Annotated in this window: 18 protein-coding genes; 7 read left to right on the top strand and 11 right to left on the bottom strand. The window is 66.5% G+C overall.

Annotated features, from left to right (window positions below):
- Positions 1 to 1,643: RHS repeat-associated core domain-containing protein (locus DB30_RS37185; protein ID WP_146662363.1), on the top strand; the 1,643-nt coding region annotated here is incomplete at its 5' end.
- A 900-nt stretch (positions 1,644 to 2,543) separates the two neighbouring features.
- On the opposite strand, the gene DB30_RS37190 is transcribed toward DB30_RS37185, so the two are convergent.
- The 8 genes from DB30_RS37190 to DB30_RS37225 form a co-directional block, all read right to left on the bottom strand.
- On the bottom strand, positions 2,544 to 3,002 hold the full coding sequence (locus tag DB30_RS37190) for an ATP-binding protein (protein ID WP_165704124.1): 459 nt from the start codon (positions 3,000 to 3,002) through the stop codon (positions 2,544 to 2,546).
- A gap of 223 nt (positions 3,003 to 3,225) precedes the next feature.
- Entirely contained in the window at positions 3,226 to 4,296 is a 1,071-nt protein-coding gene (locus tag DB30_RS37195; protein ID WP_052558205.1) for a pyridoxal phosphate-dependent aminotransferase, read from the bottom strand.
- Complete coding sequence (gene hisD, locus DB30_RS37200) at positions 4,293 to 5,606, bottom strand: histidinol dehydrogenase (protein WP_052558207.1); 1,314 nt, start codon at positions 5,604 to 5,606, stop codon at positions 4,293 to 4,295. Before hisD ends, DB30_RS37195 begins: the two co-directional genes overlap by 4 nt.
- Positions 5,607 to 5,688: 82 nt before the next feature.
- On the bottom strand, positions 5,689 to 6,078 hold the full coding sequence (locus DB30_RS37205; protein ID WP_052558209.1) for a YbjN domain-containing protein: 390 nt from the start codon (positions 6,076 to 6,078) through the stop codon (positions 5,689 to 5,691).
- A gap of 62 nt (positions 6,079 to 6,140) precedes the next feature.
- Complete coding sequence (locus DB30_RS41970; RefSeq protein WP_052558211.1) at positions 6,141 to 7,013, bottom strand: hypothetical protein; 873 nt, start codon at positions 7,011 to 7,013, stop codon at positions 6,141 to 6,143.
- Between the two features lie 51 nt (positions 7,014 to 7,064).
- Complete coding sequence (locus DB30_RS37215; protein WP_052558213.1) at positions 7,065 to 8,216, bottom strand: O-antigen ligase family protein; 1,152 nt, start codon at positions 8,214 to 8,216, stop codon at positions 7,065 to 7,067.
- Between the two features lie 34 nt (positions 8,217 to 8,250).
- Entirely contained in the window at positions 8,251 to 9,105 is an 855-nt protein-coding gene (locus DB30_RS37220) for an XrtA system polysaccharide deacetylase (protein ID WP_052558216.1), read from the bottom strand.
- A gap of 2 nt (positions 9,106 to 9,107) precedes the next feature.
- A complete protein-coding gene (locus DB30_RS37225; RefSeq protein WP_146662367.1) occupies positions 9,108 to 11,339 on the bottom strand; it encodes an RCC1 domain-containing protein in 2,232 nt (743 codons plus the stop codon).
- Between the two features lie 202 nt (positions 11,340 to 11,541).
- Here DB30_RS37225 and DB30_RS37230 point away from each other — a divergent pair, with 202 nt between their 5' ends.
- A complete protein-coding gene (locus DB30_RS37230; RefSeq protein ID WP_146662369.1) occupies positions 11,542 to 12,777 on the top strand; it encodes a DUF2341 domain-containing protein in 1,236 nt (411 codons plus the stop codon).
- An 872-nt stretch (positions 12,778 to 13,649) separates the two neighbouring features.
- Here DB30_RS37230 and DB30_RS37235 read toward each other — a convergent pair.
- Both DB30_RS37235 and DB30_RS37240 read right to left on the bottom strand, forming a co-directional pair.
- Positions 13,650 to 14,495, bottom strand: a complete 846-nt coding sequence (locus tag DB30_RS37235; protein WP_052558222.1) for a class I SAM-dependent methyltransferase — start codon at positions 14,493 to 14,495, stop codon at positions 13,650 to 13,652.
- 14 nt (positions 14,496 to 14,509) lie between these two features.
- Positions 14,510 to 15,001, bottom strand: coding sequence for an FKBP-type peptidyl-prolyl cis-trans isomerase (locus DB30_RS37240; RefSeq protein WP_052558224.1), 492 nt, complete (start codon positions 14,999 to 15,001; stop codon positions 14,510 to 14,512).
- Positions 15,002 to 15,065: 64 nt separating this feature from the next.
- Between DB30_RS37240 and DB30_RS37245 the strand changes: the two genes are divergently transcribed.
- Positions 15,066 to 15,437, top strand: coding sequence for a Spx/MgsR family RNA polymerase-binding regulatory protein (locus tag DB30_RS37245; protein ID WP_052558226.1), 372 nt, complete (start codon positions 15,066 to 15,068; stop codon positions 15,435 to 15,437).
- 6 nt (positions 15,438 to 15,443) lie between these two features.
- Here DB30_RS37245 and trhA read toward each other — a convergent pair whose 3' ends face one another.
- Positions 15,444 to 16,112: a PAQR family membrane homeostasis protein TrhA gene (gene trhA / locus DB30_RS37250; protein ID WP_165704125.1), complete on the bottom strand. Its 669-nt coding sequence runs from the start codon at positions 16,110 to 16,112 to the stop codon at positions 15,444 to 15,446.
- A 196-nt stretch (positions 16,113 to 16,308) separates the two neighbouring features.
- Between trhA and DB30_RS37255 the strand changes: the two genes are divergently transcribed.
- The 4 genes from DB30_RS37255 (at position 16,309) to rplI (ending at position 18,670) form a co-directional block, all read left to right on the top strand.
- Positions 16,309 to 17,196 (top strand): hypothetical protein, encoded by an 888-nt coding sequence (locus DB30_RS37255; RefSeq protein ID WP_052558230.1) that lies wholly within the window; start codon positions 16,309 to 16,311, stop codon positions 17,194 to 17,196.
- 237 nt (positions 17,197 to 17,433) lie between these two features.
- A complete protein-coding gene (rpsF, locus tag DB30_RS37260; protein ID WP_052558232.1) occupies positions 17,434 to 17,955 on the top strand; it encodes a 30S ribosomal protein S6 in 522 nt (173 codons plus the stop codon).
- Positions 17,956 to 17,960: 5 nt separating this feature from the next.
- Positions 17,961 to 18,212, top strand: coding sequence for a 30S ribosomal protein S18 (gene rpsR / locus DB30_RS37265; RefSeq protein ID WP_052558278.1), 252 nt, complete (start codon positions 17,961 to 17,963; stop codon positions 18,210 to 18,212).
- Positions 18,213 to 18,220: 8 nt separating this feature from the next.
- A complete protein-coding gene (gene rplI / locus DB30_RS37270; RefSeq protein ID WP_052558281.1) occupies positions 18,221 to 18,670 on the top strand; it encodes a 50S ribosomal protein L9 in 450 nt (149 codons plus the stop codon).
- Positions 18,671 to 18,692: the final 22 nt, after the last annotated feature.

The following is an 18,692-nucleotide window of genomic DNA, read 5'->3' on the forward strand; positions in this document are numbered from 1 at the left end:
GCAACATGACCGCGATGCCGCACCTGTCGAGCATGGTGTGGAACCACGACGACGAACTGCGCGAGGTCACCGTCGGCACCGAGACGGTCTACTTCCAGTACGCGGGCGGCATGCGCAGCCGGAAGTACGTGGAGAAGTCGGGCGCGACCACCGAAGAGCGCATCTGCCTCGGCCCATTCGAGATCTATCGCAAGCGCATCAGCGGCACGCTCGACCTCGAGCGCGAGTCGATACACATCAGCGACGATACCGGCCGCATCTGCATCATCGAGACCAAGACCGTCGATGGCGGCTCCGCGATCGGGAGCCCTACTGGGATCTGGCGTTACCAGCTGAGCAACCACCTCGGCTCCACCGCGACCGAGGTCGACGGTAGCGGCGCGGTCATCTCCTACGAGGAGTACCACCCCTACGGCACGAGCGCGTATCGGGCTGTGAATGCCAGCATCGACGTGTCAGCGAAGCGCTACCGCTACACGGGCATGGAGCGAGACGAGGAGACGGGACTCGAGTACCACTCGGCACGGTATTATGTGGGGTGGTTGGGGCGATGGACAGCGGCGGACCCAGTTGGGCTCGGGGATGGGGTCAACCGCTATGCATACGTGACTGTCACTCCAACCATGTTGAAGGATACGGGAGGTAAGTCTGGCTATTCCCCGATTTACGACCAAGAGCAGACAACCCAGCACCTCGAAGATGAGTTAACAAATCTAAATGGGGAGCTAGATGAAATATGGAGTCGAATTCGAGAAGAAGGGATCAACGAGATCTCGGACGGGTTGTGGGAGACCTACGAGGATGCGATTGATGACATCGGAAGTGATATACGCACGACCCGAGACCGCCTACGGACTGCGCGGGCGGTTCTGGCCGTTGCAAAAGACCCCGCCGCCATCCACGATCTTGTTGGATTCTCCGAGGTTGAACTCGAGCTCATCTCGCGCGGCGGGCACGCTTTGCAATTGTCCGAGCGCATGCTCCAGGAGACCCGACAACACGTTGCTCGGACGCCAAACGCGCAAGAAAAAGGCAAACAGATTCGCGCCCAGAAGCAGGAGGCCAGGCTGTGGTTCGCCGGAAACGCGGCTCTGGTACTGGGGACTTGGGAGACACTCGTCGCCGCGCGAGTCGGGCTTGTCACGGTCGAGGCCCGAGCTGCGGCCGTGAGCCGCGGAAGCGCTGGCGTCGGAGCAAGTGAGGAGAATCTCAGTATCTCCGATGACTATTTCCGAGTCAACGAAACTCCTACAGGTTCTACCTCCCGGGGCACCTCTCATCTCGATGGCTTTCATGAGAATGCCCTTACATTAGTGACCAGCCGACCAGTTGGGCGGGAACCATGGGCCCCGGCGGTTCCGCCGGAACATGCGGGGACGCTGCTGCTGCCAACTTGGTCGCGTTCGAGGCGCAGGGCGCTCGGATCATTCATGGAGGATCAAATCGGTTCAACCACTGGGCGGTCAGCATTACGGAAGATGGTGCGACGACAATTATTGACCCAACTCTACGTGACAACCTCGCTGCAGCAGGCGCACAATATGACGACATCTTGCTCGGTCAAGATCGCTTTTCGTTCGAGCGCTGGCAGTTGTTGCAGCAACGATTCCCGAGCATACCCGAGTGAGGAAACTCTGGCATGAAAAAGACCCGAATCGCGATATATGGCCCCCCCCTTGCTGGCAAAACAACCATCATGCTAGCAATGGGAAATCATGTGGGAAAAAAGCTACAGTGTTTCAATGTGCCCTCGGCGCCGCCTGGAGGTGACAGTGCGTCGCCGCCGAAACACACGGCTGTGGCCCTTCACTTCACCCAAAGCCATCGACTCTTTGAACTTGTCACAATTCCGGGCGGAGTCTTCGGACCTTACGCTTGGCAGACTGTTTTGAGTTCGGCCGCGGGGGTCATACTCGTACTGGACTTCGGGGTACGTACTGAGAAAGAGATCATTGACTCCGTCAACAAGATAGGATCGCTCGATCACAATATCAATCAGCTTTGCCTTGCTATCAGCAAGCGTGACCTTGTGGCGAGGGGTGTGTCACCCCAAGTGCAGTCGGCAATAGCGCGAGCATTCTCGCATCAAAATTGTCGAGAGTTTCGTACCCGAGTCGATCTCCCAGAAACTCTTATTGCACCTGTGGAGTGGTTGAGTACCAAATTTACGTGATTGAAGCAGAACCGATACCGGACCGGGAGTCTTCGCTCGGAGCTCCGGACTCGGAGTCTTCCTGGCCGGACAGCAGGCGGAGGCCCGAGGTAGGGCCACCCCCGCCGATACCGGACCGGGAGTCTTCGCTGGAACGCCGCCGCGCGCGAGGCCCGACTCGCTCCGCGACCAAGGTTGAGTCGCAAGTTTACGTCCAATTTGGGTTCTGATGGCCCATTCCTTGGCCTTGCACCCACCTAGCCGCCGACCCCTGTCCTCGATGGATATTCCGGCGTACTTGGGCAGCCGGTCCGGCGTACTTGGGCAAGCAGCCCGGACACACTTGGGCAAGATGGGAGCGCAGCGACCGCGTTCGTAGCGTGTTTGGAGTTCAGCTCTTGGTGTTGAGGCCTCTTTGTTTGCGGCCCGAGGGGCCGACGAGGGTGATGACGTGAGCATTATGCACGACGCGGTCGCAGATCGCGTCGGCGACGGTGGGATCGCCGAGGGCGGCGTGCCACTTGGCCGTGGGAAGCTGACTGGTGATCACGGTCGAGGAGCGATCGTAGCGGTCCTCGAGGATCTCGAGAAGATCGCGGCGCTCAGCGTCCTTGAGCGGGGCGATCAGGAAGTCATCGAGCACGAGCACGCTGACCTTGGCGAGGCGCACGAGCATGCGAGGGTAACTCCCGTCGGCGCGGGCGATCGCCAGCTGTTGCACGAGACGAGGCACGCGTGTGTAGAGGGTCCGGTGACCATGGCGACAAGCGGCCTGGGCCAGGGCGGCGCCGAGGTAGCTCTTGCCGCAGCCGGTCTTGCCGATGCAGATCAAGGTTCGCTGAGCGGTCACCAATGGAGAGCGTAATATTCTCGTAGCTCATGGCTACTTTCTTGCAGAAGCACACTCTAATCGGGTGTACTGGTCTTGCTGGCGACGAGCTGCCGCTGCTCGGTCAGCGCGTGGCCCTTGAAGTCGAACGCCGTGGTGGTGGCCACGCCGGCGCCATCGTAGACACGGTAGACGCGGCCGCGATGGTTGGTGGCGGCCGGTGTCGCTAGCGGCGTAACCGGCCTCAGAGGCGCAGGCCCAGCGCGAGCGCGAGCCGCTCGAGGTCTTCGTCGGTACCCACGCTGACCCGCACACACCCCGACAGCCCAGCGACCCGGGTGACATCCTTGACCCGCACGCCGGCATCCTCGAGCTGGCTGACCAACCCCTGGGCCCGCGCGTCATCGGGCAGCCGCAGCAGCACCAGGTTGGCGTGGGCCGGGAACAGCTCGGCATCGGGCAGCTGGCCCAGCAACTCGATCAAGCGACCACGATTGCGGATCGTCTTTGCGATCATCCCCGCCTGCACGTCGGCGAACCGGGTCAGCGCGGCCTCGGCCACGGCGATGCTGGTCTGCGACACATTGTACGGATGCCGGACCTTGTTGAGCGCCAGCGCGAGCGCTGGATCGGCGATGCAGTAGCCCACCCGCAGCGCCGCCAGCCCGATCTTCGACAGCGTGCCCATGTGGACCTGGTTGCTGGGCGCGGCTGGATCCCACAGTGAACAGCCAGGTTCGTACGCAGCGTAGGCCTCGTCGATCACGAACACGGTCGCCGGGAATTCGCGGACCAACGCGTGGATCAGCTCCGCGTCCCACAGGCTCGAGGTCGGGTTGTTGGGCCGCGCCAAGAAGCACACCGCCGCGCCCGGCAGCGCCGCCCGCATGCCCACCGCGTCGAGCTGCAGCGCGGCGGTCAACGGCACCTCGCGCACGTCCACGCCAAACACCTGGGCCGAGTGGGCGTACATCACGAAGGTTGGCGTGGGGATCACCATGTGCCCGGCCCCCGGCGCGCCCGACAGCGCCGTGACCAACCCCGAGATGATCTCGTCGCTGCCGTTGCCAAGCACGATTCGCTCGGGGTCGCACCCGTGCTTGTCCGCGAGCGCCCGTCGCAAGCTGCGGCCGGAGGTGTCGGGGTAGCGGTTGAGCTCGATCTCGCGAACGATCTCGCCAAGCGCGGTGCGGACCTCGAGCGGCCACGGCTCGGGGCACTCGTTGGCGTGCATGCGGCTGGGCGCGGTCGAAGGCGGGAGGTCGTAGACCTCGAGCGGGGCCAGTGTGGGGCGGATGTGTCGCTGCCAGCTCATGACTTGCTCTCCAGGCGCTGCTCGACGGCGCGGGCGTGGCCTTCTAGGCCCTCGGCGCGGGCCAGCGTGGTGATCGCCTGGGCCTGCGCGCGCAGCTGCTCGGGACCAAGCTCGAGCACGCTGGTGTAGCGGACGAAGTCCCAGCAACCCAGCGGCGAAGAGAAGCGCGCGCCGCCGGCCGTCGGCAGCACGTGGCTTGGGCCCGCCGTGTAGTCGCCGGCCGCCTCGGGTGTCCACGGGCCCACGAAGATCGCCCCGGCCCGGCGGATCTTCGCGGCCATGCTGGCGGGGTCTTCGACGAGCAGCTCGAGGTGCTCGGGCGCGTAGGCGTTGGCCTGCGAGATCAGGGCCTCGCGCGTCTCCACGAGCACGGCCGCGCCTTGATCTCGCAGGGCCGCGCTGGCGATCTGGCGACGCGGCAGAGCTTCGAGCTGGCGGGCCAGCGCGGCGTTCACAGCCTGGATCAGCGCGGGGTCGGTGGTCAGCAGCACCGGCGAGGCCAGCACGTCGTGCTCGGCTTGGCTGATCAGATCCGCGGCCACGAGATTGGCGCTGGCGCTGTGATCCGCGACGACCAAGATCTCCGACGGCCCGGCGATCGAGTCGATGTCCACGCGGCCAAACACCAAGCGCTTCGCCGCGGTCACGTAGGCGTTGCCGGGCCCCACGATCTTGTCCACGCGCGGGACCGTAGCGGTGCCAAACGCGACGGCCGCGATCGCCTGGGCGCCGCCGATCTGGAACACCCGATCCACGCCAGCCAGCGCCGCCGCTGCGAGCACGACCTCGCTCGGTCGCGGGGTCAGCAGCACGACCTCGTCGACCCCAACGACCTTGGCCGGGATCGCGGCGTGCAACACCGAAGATGGGTAGGCCGCGGTCCCGCCTGGGGCGTACACGGCGACCCGCGCGAGCGGGCCCACGCGGCTGCGCAGGGTCTCGCCCGGGGTCTCGGTGCCCGTGCTGATCAGCGCTCGATTCTGCAGCTCGTGGAACGAACGCACGCGCGCCGCCGCCTGCTCGAGCGCCGCACGAAGCGTGGGGTCGAGGGCAGCCAAGGCCTGGTCACAGCGCGACCGGGGCAGCTCGAAATCAGACGCCTCCAAGCTCCGCTGCTCGAAGCGCTGGGTCAGCTCGATGATCGCCGCGTCGCCGCGGGTGCGGACCTGCTCGACGATCCCCCGCGCGGCCTGATCGGCCTCACCGTCGAGCCCAAACGAGCGCCCGCACAGCTGCCGCCAGCGCTCCGCTGGGTTTGGGTCGTGACCGCGTAGATCGAGGACAGACAGGCCCATGAACGGCTCCGACATGCGGCCGCACCTTAGCACTCATCCTTGGTTGCGCGGAGCTCAGCGCGGCGCCCCCTCGTGACATTGCTGCGAGCGCTGCGGCTCAGTTCTCGTCGGTGTGGAAGATCGCCTGCTCGTAGCGATCTGCGGTCATGGCCATGTAGGCCAGCGACTGCTGAACCTCGCTGGCGTCGGCCTCGCGGATCAAGAAGGTGTCCACGACGGCGAGCTTGTCGTCGTGGATCGCCAGCGCGCCGAAGCGCATGCGCGCGTTGAGCCGCAGCGCCGCGGTCAGCCGGTTGTTGTTGAGCGACTTGACCGGGCCGATGACGCTGTAGAAGCGGACGTAGGTCTCGCCGTCCTCGTCAAAGCTGTCGAGCGCGATCTTCTGGCTGCGCGCACCATCGAGCGGGATCGAGACGCGCCCTTCGCTGTAGCTCCAACCGGCTGCTTGGCAGATGTTCTGGAGCGTCTGAATGATGGTCTCGAGCATGCCCCAGGGTCGGCGAGGAGCCTGCGCGGATCAAGGGTCAACCGCGCGCTCGCTGGGTCCGCTCACTGCTGGAAGCAGTAGATGGGTAGCTGCGCCGAGCAGTGCTGAGCACACTGCTGCGCCGCAGACCACCCAGACATGCCCTTGGCGTCGCCGACCACGCCATGCTTTTCCTGCTGCGAACCGTTGTTGACCCACTCCGTGCAGTTGGGCTCGACGTAGACCCCACCGTTGCTGGTGCCCGTCCAGACCGCGTAGGGGAGCTGACAGTCTTCAGCGGGGGCCGGCTGCATCGGGGCGCCCGACTCGTCGCGGTCGATTGGCGCCTGGATTGAACCATCGACGAGATCGGCCCACGACTGGGCGACGACGACGAGGTCGGTGCGAACGTAGGGCCCCACCTGGCTGTAGTACTTATCTGGGTAGTTATCGGCGGTGCTCAACCACGGCGCGTACTCGCCCGGGAGGTTGGCGCTCTCCGCTGCCTCGGCGCATATGAAGGTGGCGCCCGCGATGCCGCCCAACAAGCCGTTGCTGCGCGTCGAGGTCACGAACACGTACTTGACGTCGACGCAGTCGGTCGCCATGCAGATCTGATCTGCACCACACGTGTCGCCACAAGCACCGCAGTTGTCGGGATCCGAGACGAGGTCGACGCACAGGCCATCGCAATCGGTGAGCTCGGGTTGGCAGGCGCTGCCGGTGTCGTCCCCGTCCCCGTCCCCAGTCGTCGTCGTGTCCCCATCACCATCACCATCACCATCGCCGGTGTCGGTGGTTGGGTCGCCGTCGCCCGTGCTTGGATCCCCGTCGCCGTCGCCTGGCCCGTCGCCGGACTCGTCGTCAACGGCTGACTGGCGATCGTTGAAGGCCGGGTTTGGCGAGGTGCACCCACACATGAGCGCAGCGGCGACGACAACACGGACGCGCGACATACGGGGCCATCATAGCGCGTGCGCCCGGCCACGCGAGTCCGCGCTGGTTCGTCAGGTTTCGCGCACGGACGGCGTCCACGCCAGCGCAGCCAACACCCACAAGTGCCGCCAGTGGACCGTGTCGATCACCAACGACTCCACACACACGGCGGCCAACGAGGCCGCGACCACCGCCATCGCAACTTGGCGCCGAGGCTCCCGCGAGCTCAACGCCGTCCAGATCGCCATGAACAGCGACGAGAACATCAGCCCCGCCAACGCGAGCCCACCCAGATACCCATTCTCGACCAAGCCCCGCACATAGGTGTTGTGGGCGGCCCGCGTGAACACCCGCTCGGACTGCCCAGGGCCGATCCCAAACGGGCTCGAGATCGCGACCTCGAGCGCTTCGCGCTGGGTCGCAAACCGATCCACGTCGTACTCCTGCGGCCCAAGCCGCTGGGCCAGCATGTCTTGGACCACGCCAACGTCGACCAGGCGATCCAGCGCGACCGCCAGCAACACCACCGCGACCGGCACCGCGAGCAGCGTCATCGTCCGCGACCGACGCGAGCCCACGCCAACCAAGCGCAGCAAGAAGAACGTGAACATCGCAACCGCGATGCTGATCCAGGCCCCGCGCGAGTAGGTCAGCAGGATCCCCACACCGCACACGACCAGCGCCACCGCCCACGGCAGCCGACGCCCGCGCTCGAGCAAGACCAAGCGTGAAGCCGACCACACCGCGGGCGCGACCAGGTAGGCACCGAGCACGTTGGCGTCCTTGAAGAACGCGTGCAGGCGACCCTGCGGGGCCAGCTGCTCGGCGAAGGGCAACGCGCCAAAGTAGGCGGCGATCGCGATCGTGGTGGTCACCACCGCGCCCCAGGTCCACCCCCACATCACCAGCTGCGCGCCGCGTTCGCCGTGCTTGCCAACGAACCCCGCCGTGAACACCCAGGCGATCGCCAAGTAGGCCGTGATCGCCCCAAACCGCAGCGCCACGCCAAGGTCGCGGGCCGGCACCAGCGAGATCGCGTTGGCCAGCAAGAACAGCGCGACCGCGGCCAGGGCGACGCTCCCACGCTTGGGGATCGACAGCCGCCGCATCACCAGCGCGATCGGCAGCAGCAAGATGATCAGCAGATCAAAGGGCGCCGGCTCGACGACGACCAACGCACCGAGCGCCATCAGCACGACGACCACCACGTCCAAGCCGCTCACGCGGCGGCGGGGCTTTGCGTCACGCGGGCGCGACTCAGGCTGCTTGCTCGGCACGCGTGCGGGCCTTGGCGACGTTGGTTGCCCACGGACCCATCGGCCCCCACTCGAACTCGGTGAGCAGGCGCTCGAGCCGAGCGAGGGTCTTGCCGAGGTTGTTGTAGTGGCGGAACCGCTTGACCGCGGACAAGGGCATGCGCGGCTGCTCGGGGTCGAACTCCCACGGGTGCGCGTAGAAGATCGCCGGCCGGCCCGCGCGATGGCAGCGGCGGATCAGCGCGGCGCTGAGCTCGTAGGGGTACAGGCGAAAGTAGCCGCCGCCCGTGCACGGCAGCCGCCGACCGCCAAACTCCACGACCGACATCGGCAGCTCGAGCAGGTGTTCACCGATCTTGTAAGGATGAAGCGGCGCGTCGGCGATGCCGTACTCCGGGTGGCCGCCAAACGGGAACACCGAAGAGTCCCAGCGCAGCCCGTGGCGCTCGAGCACCGGGACCGCCCACATCGTCTGCTGGGTCAGCGAGAACGAGGGCGCGCGGTAGCCCAGGATCGGCGCGCCCGCCAGCTCGCGCAGCAGCGGCATCGCCTTGCCTAGATCCGCGTCGAGGCGCTGGGGATCCAGGTAGCCAAGCCGGTGGTGGTGGTAGCCGTGACACGCGATCTCGTGACCGGCGGCCGCGACCTCGCGGATCAGCTGGGGGGCCCGCTCGGCGATCCAACCCAGCACGAAGAAGGTCGCCTGAACCCCGCGACGATCAAACAGATCGAGCAGCCGCTTGGTGCTGTCAACGACCCGCAGCTCGCACGCGTCCCAGACCTCACGACCCAGCAGGTCGTCGAAGTTGGACACGCAAAACCAGTCCTCGAGGTCGATGCTCAGCAGGTTGCGCATGGCTAGAAGAGCGGGACGACGCCCACCGAGGCCGGGAATTCGTCGTCGCCAACGAAGTTCTCGTTGCCGTAGCCAAGCCGACCTTGGCCGCCGTCGCCCCAACACAAGATCCTGCCGTCTTCCCGGGTTGCGCAGGTGGTGTAGCCGTCGGCGGCGATGTCGATTGCGAGCCCGCCGATCTCGACCGGGCCCCCGCTGCTCGCGGGCTCGTTGTCACCGATGTTGGTCACGTTGCCGTAGCCAAGCTGCCCGCGCGCGCCCCAGCCCCAGCAGCGGATCGTACCGTCGTCGAGCAGCGCGCAGGTGTGCGCGGTGCCAGCCTCGAGCTTGACCGGGGTGCCGCCAACGTCGACGAAGCCGACCGCGCTCGGGACGTTGCTGAGCCCGACCCACGCGACGTTGCCGTAGCCAAGCCGGCCCTCGTTGCCCTTGCCCCAACACTTGACTTGGTTGGTGTCGAGGATCGCACAGTTGTGATACCAGCCGCCCGCGAGCTGGGTGACCAGGCCGCCGATCGGCACCGGACCCGCCGAGGCTGGGGTCTCGTCGTCGCCGATGTCGTTGGCGTTGCCGTAGCCAAGCTGCCCGTTGTTGGCCTCGCCCCAGCAGCGCACGGTGCCGTCATTGAGCAGCGCGCAGGTGTGGGCAAAACCCAGGACCAGCTGCGTGACCGTGCCGCCAACCATGACCGGGCCAAACATCGCCACGTGCTCGGCCGGGGTCTCGTCGTCGCCCACGTCTTCGTTGAGGTTGCCAAGCGCGTAGCCAAGCCGGCCTTCGCTCTCGCGGCCCCAGCAGACCACGCTGCCGTTGCCCAGCACGGCGCAGGTGTGAAACGACCCGCCCTCCGTCGCCAGGATCGCCGCGGGCCCGCCCAGATCCACGAAGCCAACGCTGGACGGGAGCTCGTCGTCGCCGATGACGTTGACGTTGCCGTAGCCCAGCTGCCCGTCGCCGGCCCGCCCAAAGCAGCGGACCTGGCCGCCGGCATAGCCGACGCAGCTGTGCGAGATCCCAGCGACGACCGAGCTGATTGGCCCGGCCAAGCTGACAAAGCCCGCGCTGCTGGCCGGCTCGTCGTCACCAAGGTTGTCCTCGTTGCCGTAGCCGGTCCGGCCGTCGTCGCCGTTGCCCCAGCACAGCAGCTTGCCGTGATCGAGCAGCCCGCAGGTGTGGTTGCCGCCCGCCGCGACCTGGATGATCTGCGTGCTCGAGCAGTCGTTGTGGCACGCGTCGTCGTCGTTGGCGTTTTGGTCGTCGCAGTCCTCGTTGTCGGCCCACACGAACCCATCGCCGCACACGGCCAGCTCGCAGGTGATCGGGCAGCTGTCGGTGTTGTCGGCGTTGCCGTCGTCGCACTGCTCACCGGGGCCCTGGTCGCCGTCGCCGCAGCCGTTGAGCACGCAGCCGTTGAGGCAGCTCATGCCCGGCCCGATGTTGTCCATGCCCGGATCACACTCTTCGTTGACCGCGTGCTGGAAGCCGTCGCCGCACGTGTTGTCCAGACACGCGGGGGTGCAGTCGGCCTCGGGGGCATTGAACGCGCCGTCGTCACAGTCTTCGACGCCCTCGCGCACGAAGCCGTCGCTGCACTCGGCCCACACGCAGGTGTTGAGGCAGTCATCCGTGTTGCTGAGGTTGCCGTCTTCGCAGTCCTCGCCGGGATCGACGATCCCGTTGCCGCACTGCCCGGTGGTGCAGTCGCTGTTGCAGCCGTCACCGTCAAACGGGTTGCCGTCGTCGCACTGCTCGCCCGGGCCCCAGAACCCGTCGCCGCACACGTTGATCTGGCAGCCGGGCACGCACGCGTCGTTGGGGCCGATGTCGGGGCCGGTGTCGCACTCCTCGATGCCCTCGAACACGAACCCGTCACCGCAAAAATTGAGCTCGCAGCTGTTGGTGCACGCGTCGTTGTTGCTGCTGTTGCCGTCGTCGCACTGCTCGTCGAGGTCGACCACGCCGTCGCCACACTCGCTCCAGCTGGTGTCCGTGTCCGTGTCGGTTGGGTCCGTGTCGGTCGTGTCCGTGCTTGGATCGGTGGTGTCTTCGTACGAGAAGCTCGTGCCCTCGTAGTCGGTGTCGACGAACAACACCGTGTCGGAGCGACCGCAACCTGCGAGCGCCAGCGACACGACACACAGCCCGGTGACACCGCTGACAGCGGCCAACGTGGTCCCGCGAGCGCGACCCGAGCGGGCGGTTAGGGCGCCACTCCGGCGCGCAGCAATGAGCATGGGTCGAATGTACACCGACACTGCTGGCTTGTCCGCGATCGCGTGCACGCCCCCCTCACGAAGTCGAACCACAGGCTCGCCGCGGGGTGGGCGGGACACTCCGTGTGAAGGATCGCCGACCTCGTGACATGCAGCCCTCCGCCTCGCGCCCTTGGTCTTCAGTCCCCACCATGTGCGGATCCGGCTCCGCTATACTCCGCGGATGCGACTGTGTTCGAGTCGAATTTCGACCCTGAGCCTGCTGTGTCTGTGTCTGTCGCCTACGTTGGGGTGCTTTTCCGACGAAAACCCCAACGCAGGACGGGAGACGGGAGACACGCAGGGCGATGGCGATGGCGATGGCGACGGCGATGGTGACGGTGACGGTGATCCCGGCGATGGCGACGGCGACCCCGGCGATGGCGACGGCGACCCCGGTGACGGCGACGGCGACGGCGACGGCGACGGCGACGGCGACGGCTGGCAGCAACGTCGCAAGCTGACCTTCGTCCCAAGTCTGCTCGGCGACGGCCTGACCGACTTCCCCGTGTTGGTCGTGCTCAACCAAGGCCGGATCGACTACGACCTGATGAAGGCCGACGGCGGAGACCTCCGGTTCTTCGACCGAAACCAGGCCCCGCTCGCCTACGAGATCGAGAGCTGGGACCCCAACGGCACGTCCTACGTGTGGGTGCGGATCCCCGAGATCGACGCCAACGACGATCACTTTTTCATGGACTCTGGCAACCTGCGCGCGGGCGACTCGCAGGACGCCCCAGCGGTGTGGGCAGGGGTGTATCTCGCGGTCTGGCACCTCGCGGATGACACGAACGGCAACATGCACGACTCGACCGGCAACGGCTTCGACGGCGTGCTCTCACCCGGAAACGACATCGCATCGATCGCCGGCGCGGTCGGGCCAGCGCTGTTGTTTGACGGCGACGAGTACGTCGAGATCGCCGATGACGACGCGCTCGACCTCACCCAAAGCGTGACCGTGGAGGGCTGGGCCCGGCCAACCTCCACGGCCTCGAGCTATCGGGCAATCCTCGCCAAGCCGGTCGGGAACAGCCCCTACGCGCTGATGGCTTCGTCGTGCTGCATGCCCAACCTGTCGGGCTTCCATGTGCGCACGATGCAAAACTTCGCGGTCGGCGCGACGGCGGATGAACACATTCCGATCAATCAGTGGTCGTACATGGTGGGCATTTTTGACGCCGGCGTGATGTCGGGCAAGCCGTTCTTGTTCTTGGATGGCGAGCTCGAGATGATCGGCGACAATGGGATCGTCGCGATGAAAGTCAACGCCGAGCCGGTTCGGATCGGCGTCAACTTCAGCGGGGCAATCGACGAGGTCCGCATCGCACCCGTGCCCAAGACCGCCACGTGGGTTCGCGCGCAGGCGGAATCAATGAACGACGAGCTGCTATCCTTCGGCCCGCCGATGCCTCCGCCCTGAACCCGCCGAGGCTCGGCCTCAGACCGTCGAGCATGTAGAGCGGCCTGAGCGGGTGCGGGGGTCGATGTGCTGATCGGGCAGCGCGCACGACCCGTGAGGGTCTCTTGTGCGCTTCTCGTCGTTCGAGACGGCGGCTACGCGCTCGGGATCGAGGGGCGTCTTGGGGTCCAACAATGCTGGTTGCGGTGGTTCCACTCGATGCTTGCCGTGGTCGATCGAATGCTTTCGAGTGGTCGAGCAGGTGCGGCGACTGCGAGCATCCGAGCATCCCAACATCCCAGCAGCCCAGCAGCGGCCCGGCGTGGCGTCGCCCAAGACGCCGCCGATGACAACCCGCTCGCAACCGGAGCCGGGCGTGCGCGGGCGATGCTCGAGGTACGCCCGCGAAACCAGTAGATGCCGGCAAGGGTGGACGACGGCCCGCTCGAGTGGAGCGGTAGTTGACCCAGAACTGCCCGATCCCAAGCGCGTAGCCGCCGTCTCGAACGACGAGAAGCGCACAGAAGACCCGTGAGGGTCGCTCCGGGCACAATAAGAGGGCGTTGCGAGTGCATCACCGAAGCCACAGCCCGACCTCGCCGACAGCGATCCATGACAACGCAAATTAGCGTCTTGAGCCCTCCGTGCCCGGAGCGACCCTCACGGGTCGTGCGCGCTGCCCGATCAACACATCGACCCCCGCAGACCCCCCAAAGCACGACCCAATCAGTGTCTCGCTGCGACGAGACTGTCCCGCTGCGACGAGACACTCGGCTCTCAACTCGTCCGAGACCACGGCTCCTCCACACCACCAGTCGTCGGCGGACTGAAGTTTACGGCCTCTGTCGCTCACCCGAAGCGACCTCCTTGCAAGGATTGGGGTGTCGAGGGCACTAGCGGCGGCGCGCGGTGACCAACACCCGGTTCTCCCAGCCCGTCGCCCGCCCGAGCAGCCCAAACCCGACGATGCCCGCGCGCAGGATCGGATCGGACTTGTTCTTGGCCAGCAGCTCGCGCATCGGTGTCGAGCGCGGCTCGATGTCCAGCACGTCGAAGCCAAGGTCCCCCAGCACGATCTTCCAGGCGCGGCGGCCGAACTTGAAGATGTGCGTGCCGGGGTGGATCCCAACCTCGAACGCACCTTGCGACTGGACGCGCCCGCGCAAGAACAACACGTGGTGGTACACGCTCTCTTGCGCGGGGGTCTCGGCGATGAACACCCCGCCGGGCCGCAGCACCCGCAGGACCTGGGCCAAGAACGCGTCGGGCCGATCCATGTGCTCGACCACGTTGAACGCCGCGACCACGTCGAGCGAGTTGGCTTCGTAGCTCTCGTCCAAGGTTGCGAGCCGGACCGCGCCGGGCATCCGGCGGTTGGCCTCCTCCACGGCCGTGGCCGACAGATCCGCCCCGCTCGCGTCGTAGCCAGCCCCGCGGGCCTGGTAGATGAAGTCCCCGTGCATGCAGCCGACCTCGAGCAAGCGCGGGTGGCTGGACGGCGGCGCGACCCGGCTCAGCTGCTGCAGGCGCGCCGCGTTCTCCGTGTGGATCGTGGCCTCGACCTCCAGGTAGGCCGCCTCGTTGTCGGGGTTGAAGTCCTCGTCGAAGCGGGTTGGATCACACCACAGCACCATGCAGTGGGGGCAGCGGCGGATCTCGAAGCGCGGGCGATGCATGTGCACCGGGGCTTCGAGGTAGCCACAGAACACGCAGTTGGGCTGGGCGTGGGCTTGGACCACCGCAGCATCTTACGTCATGGGCTGGCGCGCCGCTCGACCAGCTCGACCAAGAACGTGAGGTTCGCGTCAGGCGGCAGGCCAGGCATCTTGCGGCCGCGGTAGGCCAGCCGGGGCGGGACCACGAAGCGCCGCCGCTCCCCGAGCCGCATGCCCTCGAGGCCAAGGTGCATCCCGTCGATCACATCGCCGCTTTGGTTGAGCTGGACCGACAGCGGCTTGCCGCGATCGTGCGAGCTGTCGAGCACGGAACCGTTGGGGAGCAGCACGATGTAGTGGACCTTCAGCCACTCGCCGTCGCTCGCGCTCGGGCCCTCGCCCTCGGCGAACACGTCGATCTGCACGCACGGCAGGCCGCGCGGGCCCTCGAGCGTCTCGGCGTCGCAGTCCGGGTTGATCGCCGCGCGGACCGGCGCGCCCTCGTAGGCTTCGCGGGGCGCGGGTTGCTTGGCGCAGGCGAGCAGGCCCAGCGCGAGCAGGAGCAGCGGAACAAGCGACGAGCGGCGCACGCCACAGGGTACTCGGGGTTTGGCAATTTGACGCGTGGCGTGACCAGGGGGACAAACCCCGCGCATGAGCGCCGCCAAGCCGATCGAGATCTACCAGTACCCAAACTGCTCGACCTGCCGCAAAGCCCTGAAGTGGCTCGACGCCCAGGGCGTCGCCTACCGCAGCATCAACATCGTCGATCAGCCGCCCAGCGAGGCCACCCTCGCCAAGGTCATGAAGCTCGCGGGCGTCGAGCTGCGCAAGCTGTTCAACACCTCGGGCCAGAGCTACCGCCAGGGTGACTGGAAGCAAAAGCTCACCGAGATCTCCACCGCCGACGCGCTCGCGGCTCTGGCTGCTGACGGCAAGCTGATCAAGCGGCCGGTGGTGATCGGTGATGGGGTCGCGCTGATCGGCTTTCGGCCCGACGAGTGGGCGCAGACGCTGGCTCCCTAAGTCAACCTAAGTCAACGGGATCTCCAGCACGTAGCGCTGAACCGCGACGACATGGCAAGCGCTCCCGCCGATCACACACAGGTGCCAGATCAAGTGGTGGTAGCGCAGCGAGGTCATGCGAAAGAAGAACACCCCACCCGAGTAGAACGCCCCGCCCAAGAAGATCCACACCAGCCCCGCGGTTGGCACCGCCGCGATGATCTGCGCGGGCGCGGCCAGGACCATCCAGCCCATGACCAGGTATGAGATCACCCCGACCTTGTCGAGCTTGGACTCGTACTCGTTGGGCTTGATCAGCGTGCGCACCGTGCCGACCAGCGCCAAGATCCAGATCGCGGCGAACATCAGATTGCCCGTGCGGTTCTGCAGGGCGACCAGCGTGAAGGGCGTGTAGGTCCCTGCGATCAGCAGGTAGATCGCCGCCAAGTCCACGTTGTGAAAGAAGTGCTTCGCGCGGCCGGGGACCAGGCCGTGGTTGAGCGCCGAAGACAGGTACAGGGCGATCAACGAGCCGCCGAACACCGCGGCGCTCGTGACATGCACGACCCCCTTTCCGCTGGCCGAGACCACCATCACGACCAGCGCGATGATCGACAAGATCGCGCCCACGCTGGCCGAGATCGCGTTGGCGAGCTCTTCCGGGGGACTGAATTTTTCTTGGCCGATGGCGGGCACGCGAGGCATCTCCGGCACGCTGGCCGCGTTCAAGCTGCTTTCAGCTCGGGCGAGGGCTTCTCGCCCGCTTGCGGACGCATTCGTAGACTGGTCCACCCGGGGACTGTAGCCGGGGTGATCACCGCGCGTCCCTCGTATCTCCAGACCGCGCCCGGGCCCCTGTGACGGGCCGGCAGCTGTTGTAAACTTCGCGCGGATGGCCGGGCCTCCGACCCACAGCGAGCCGCTCGAGCCCGCGCAGGCGCAGGACCACGACGGCGCGTGGGTGCTCGCGCAGATCGCCAACGAGCTCGAAGCGGAGGGTCTCGAGGTCGAGCAGCTGCGGGATCTAACCGAGGAGCTGGCGATCATCGAGCGTCCCCCCGGGCTGCTTCGCCGGGTCACCAAGCGCGCCCGCGCGGTCGCGGTCGAGCAGTGGTCACACTTGGTGGGCGAGCTGCAAGAGAGCCGCGAGGCCGTGGCCCTCGTCCGTGCCCGCGGCGCGCGTGAGCTCAGCGAAGAAGAGCGCGCGATCGTCCGCGAGCAAATGCTGGATCTCGTGCGGCTGTTCCCGGCCGGGCTGATCGCCGCGGTCAACTCCGCGCTGCCCGTGCCTGGGACCAGCGTGTTCACGCCGTGGTTGCTGGTGAAGCTGGGCCTCATGCCCTCGCGCTGGCGGGAGTCACACCTGCTCGATCAGCTGCGCAGGCAACAGCTCATGCTGCAGCGAACCGGCCACGCCTCGCAGGCCGAGCGGATCGGCGCGGTGTTGCTGCAGCTCGAGACCGAGGCCGAGGAGCGCGAGCTGATCCAACGCGAGACCCGGCTGCTGACCCACTGGGATGAGAACGGCAACGGCCTGTGGGACGAGGCCGAGCTCGAGGCCTACGGGCGCGAGGTCGACAAGGTCCGGGCGCTCGTTCGGGTTCACGCCGCCCGCAAGCGGTGGTTCTTCGAGCACGAGGGCGAGGTCTACGGGGCGGCGCGGCTGTCGGAGATCGAGGATCTTGGCGAGGCGGCCAGCAGCTTGCTGGTGTGCTTTGACGGTCGCACGGGGTGGGTCGCTCTCGAGCACGTGCTCGAGAGTGAGGCGGACGCGGGTTAGGGGCCTCGACGTCGGCTCCTGCGGCATGTGCTCGACCCAGGAGCCCATGGACAGACGCGCCAACCGCGGCACCCATGATGTGCGTGATGGCACACGCCCGCACCCACCACCCCCAAGCCCCCCTCCACTTGTCAACCCGCACCGCTTCGCGTAGATCAGCCGCCCCCCAGGGACCACGTCCCCGGGGCTCCTTGCTCCGCGGATGGTCCGCGGGGCCTCACGTCCACGAGGAGACTCATGACAGAAGCACAAATCAGGTCTTACAGCGCCCTGCGAAACACGCAGCGCGAGTTCGAGACCACCCTGATCCTGCGGCCCGACATCAACAAAGATGGCATCGCCAGCATCGTCACGCGGATCCAAGCGATCTTCGAGAAGAACGGCGGCCGGATGCAGAAGATCGACAACTGGGGTCTGCGAACCCTGGCCTATCCGATCGAAACCAACAAGCGCGGCATCTACCTGTACATCCGCTTCCTTGGCGGCTCGGACATGGTCAAGGAGCTCGAGCGAAACCTGCGGATCTGGGACAACGTGATGCGTTACCTGACCGTGGTGATCGACGGTGACGTCGACCCGGCGGCGCGGCCCAGCGACGTTGACGACCAGACCCTCGACGCGGCCTCCGATGTCTCGGCCGATCCGCTCGACATCGAAGCGGAGAAGGCTGCGGCCCTCAGCGCAACGATCCACGACGCGGACGACGACGACGACCGCGATGACGATGACGACGACGATGACGACGAGGAGGAAGAGTAATGCCCATGTCTGAAGACTCCGACGAACGTGAAGGTGGACGGCGCGGCAGCCCCCGACGCAAGCGCGTCTCGCCCCTGGCTGACCCCAACGTCGTCATCGACTACAAGAACCCGCAGCTGCTCAAGCACTTCCTCACCGACCGCGGCAAGATCGTCCCGGCCCGGATCACTGGGGTCACCGCGCGTCAGCAGCGATCGATCACCAAGGCGATCAAGCGCGCGCGCTTGCTGGCCCTGCTTCCCTACTCGGTGCAGTGATGGCCATGCTGCAGATCATTTTGACCAAGGATGTCGACAACCTCGGCCGCGCCGGGGAGCTCGTCCGCGTCAAGCCCGGCTACGGCCGCAACTACCTGCTGCCCCGTGGACTCGCGTTGCTCGCAACCAAGTCCAACCTCGCGCAGCTCGATCACCACCGGCGCGAGATCGCGTCGCAGCAAGCCAAGCTCCGCACCGAGCTCGAGGCCAAGGCCGGCAAGCTCAAGGAGGCCGTCGTCTCGATCCCGCGCAAGATCGGCAACGAAGGCAAGATGTACGGGTCGGTCTCGACCAAGGACATCTCCGAGGCACTCGCCGCGCAGAACGTCGAGCTGGATCGCCGGTTGATCAAGCTCAGCGAGCCGATCAAGCTGGTCGGTGAGCACGAGGTCGAGGTCCGGTTCTCGGCCGACGTCTCGGTCTCGATCAAGGTCGAGATCATCGGCGTCCCGGCCTAGCAGCCCGTGGTGTAATGCATCG

Origin of the sequence: Enhygromyxa salina (assembly GCF_000737335.2) — a bacterium.
Taxonomy (GTDB): Bacteria; Myxococcota_A; Polyangia; order Nannocystales; family Nannocystaceae; genus Plesiocystis; species Plesiocystis salina_C.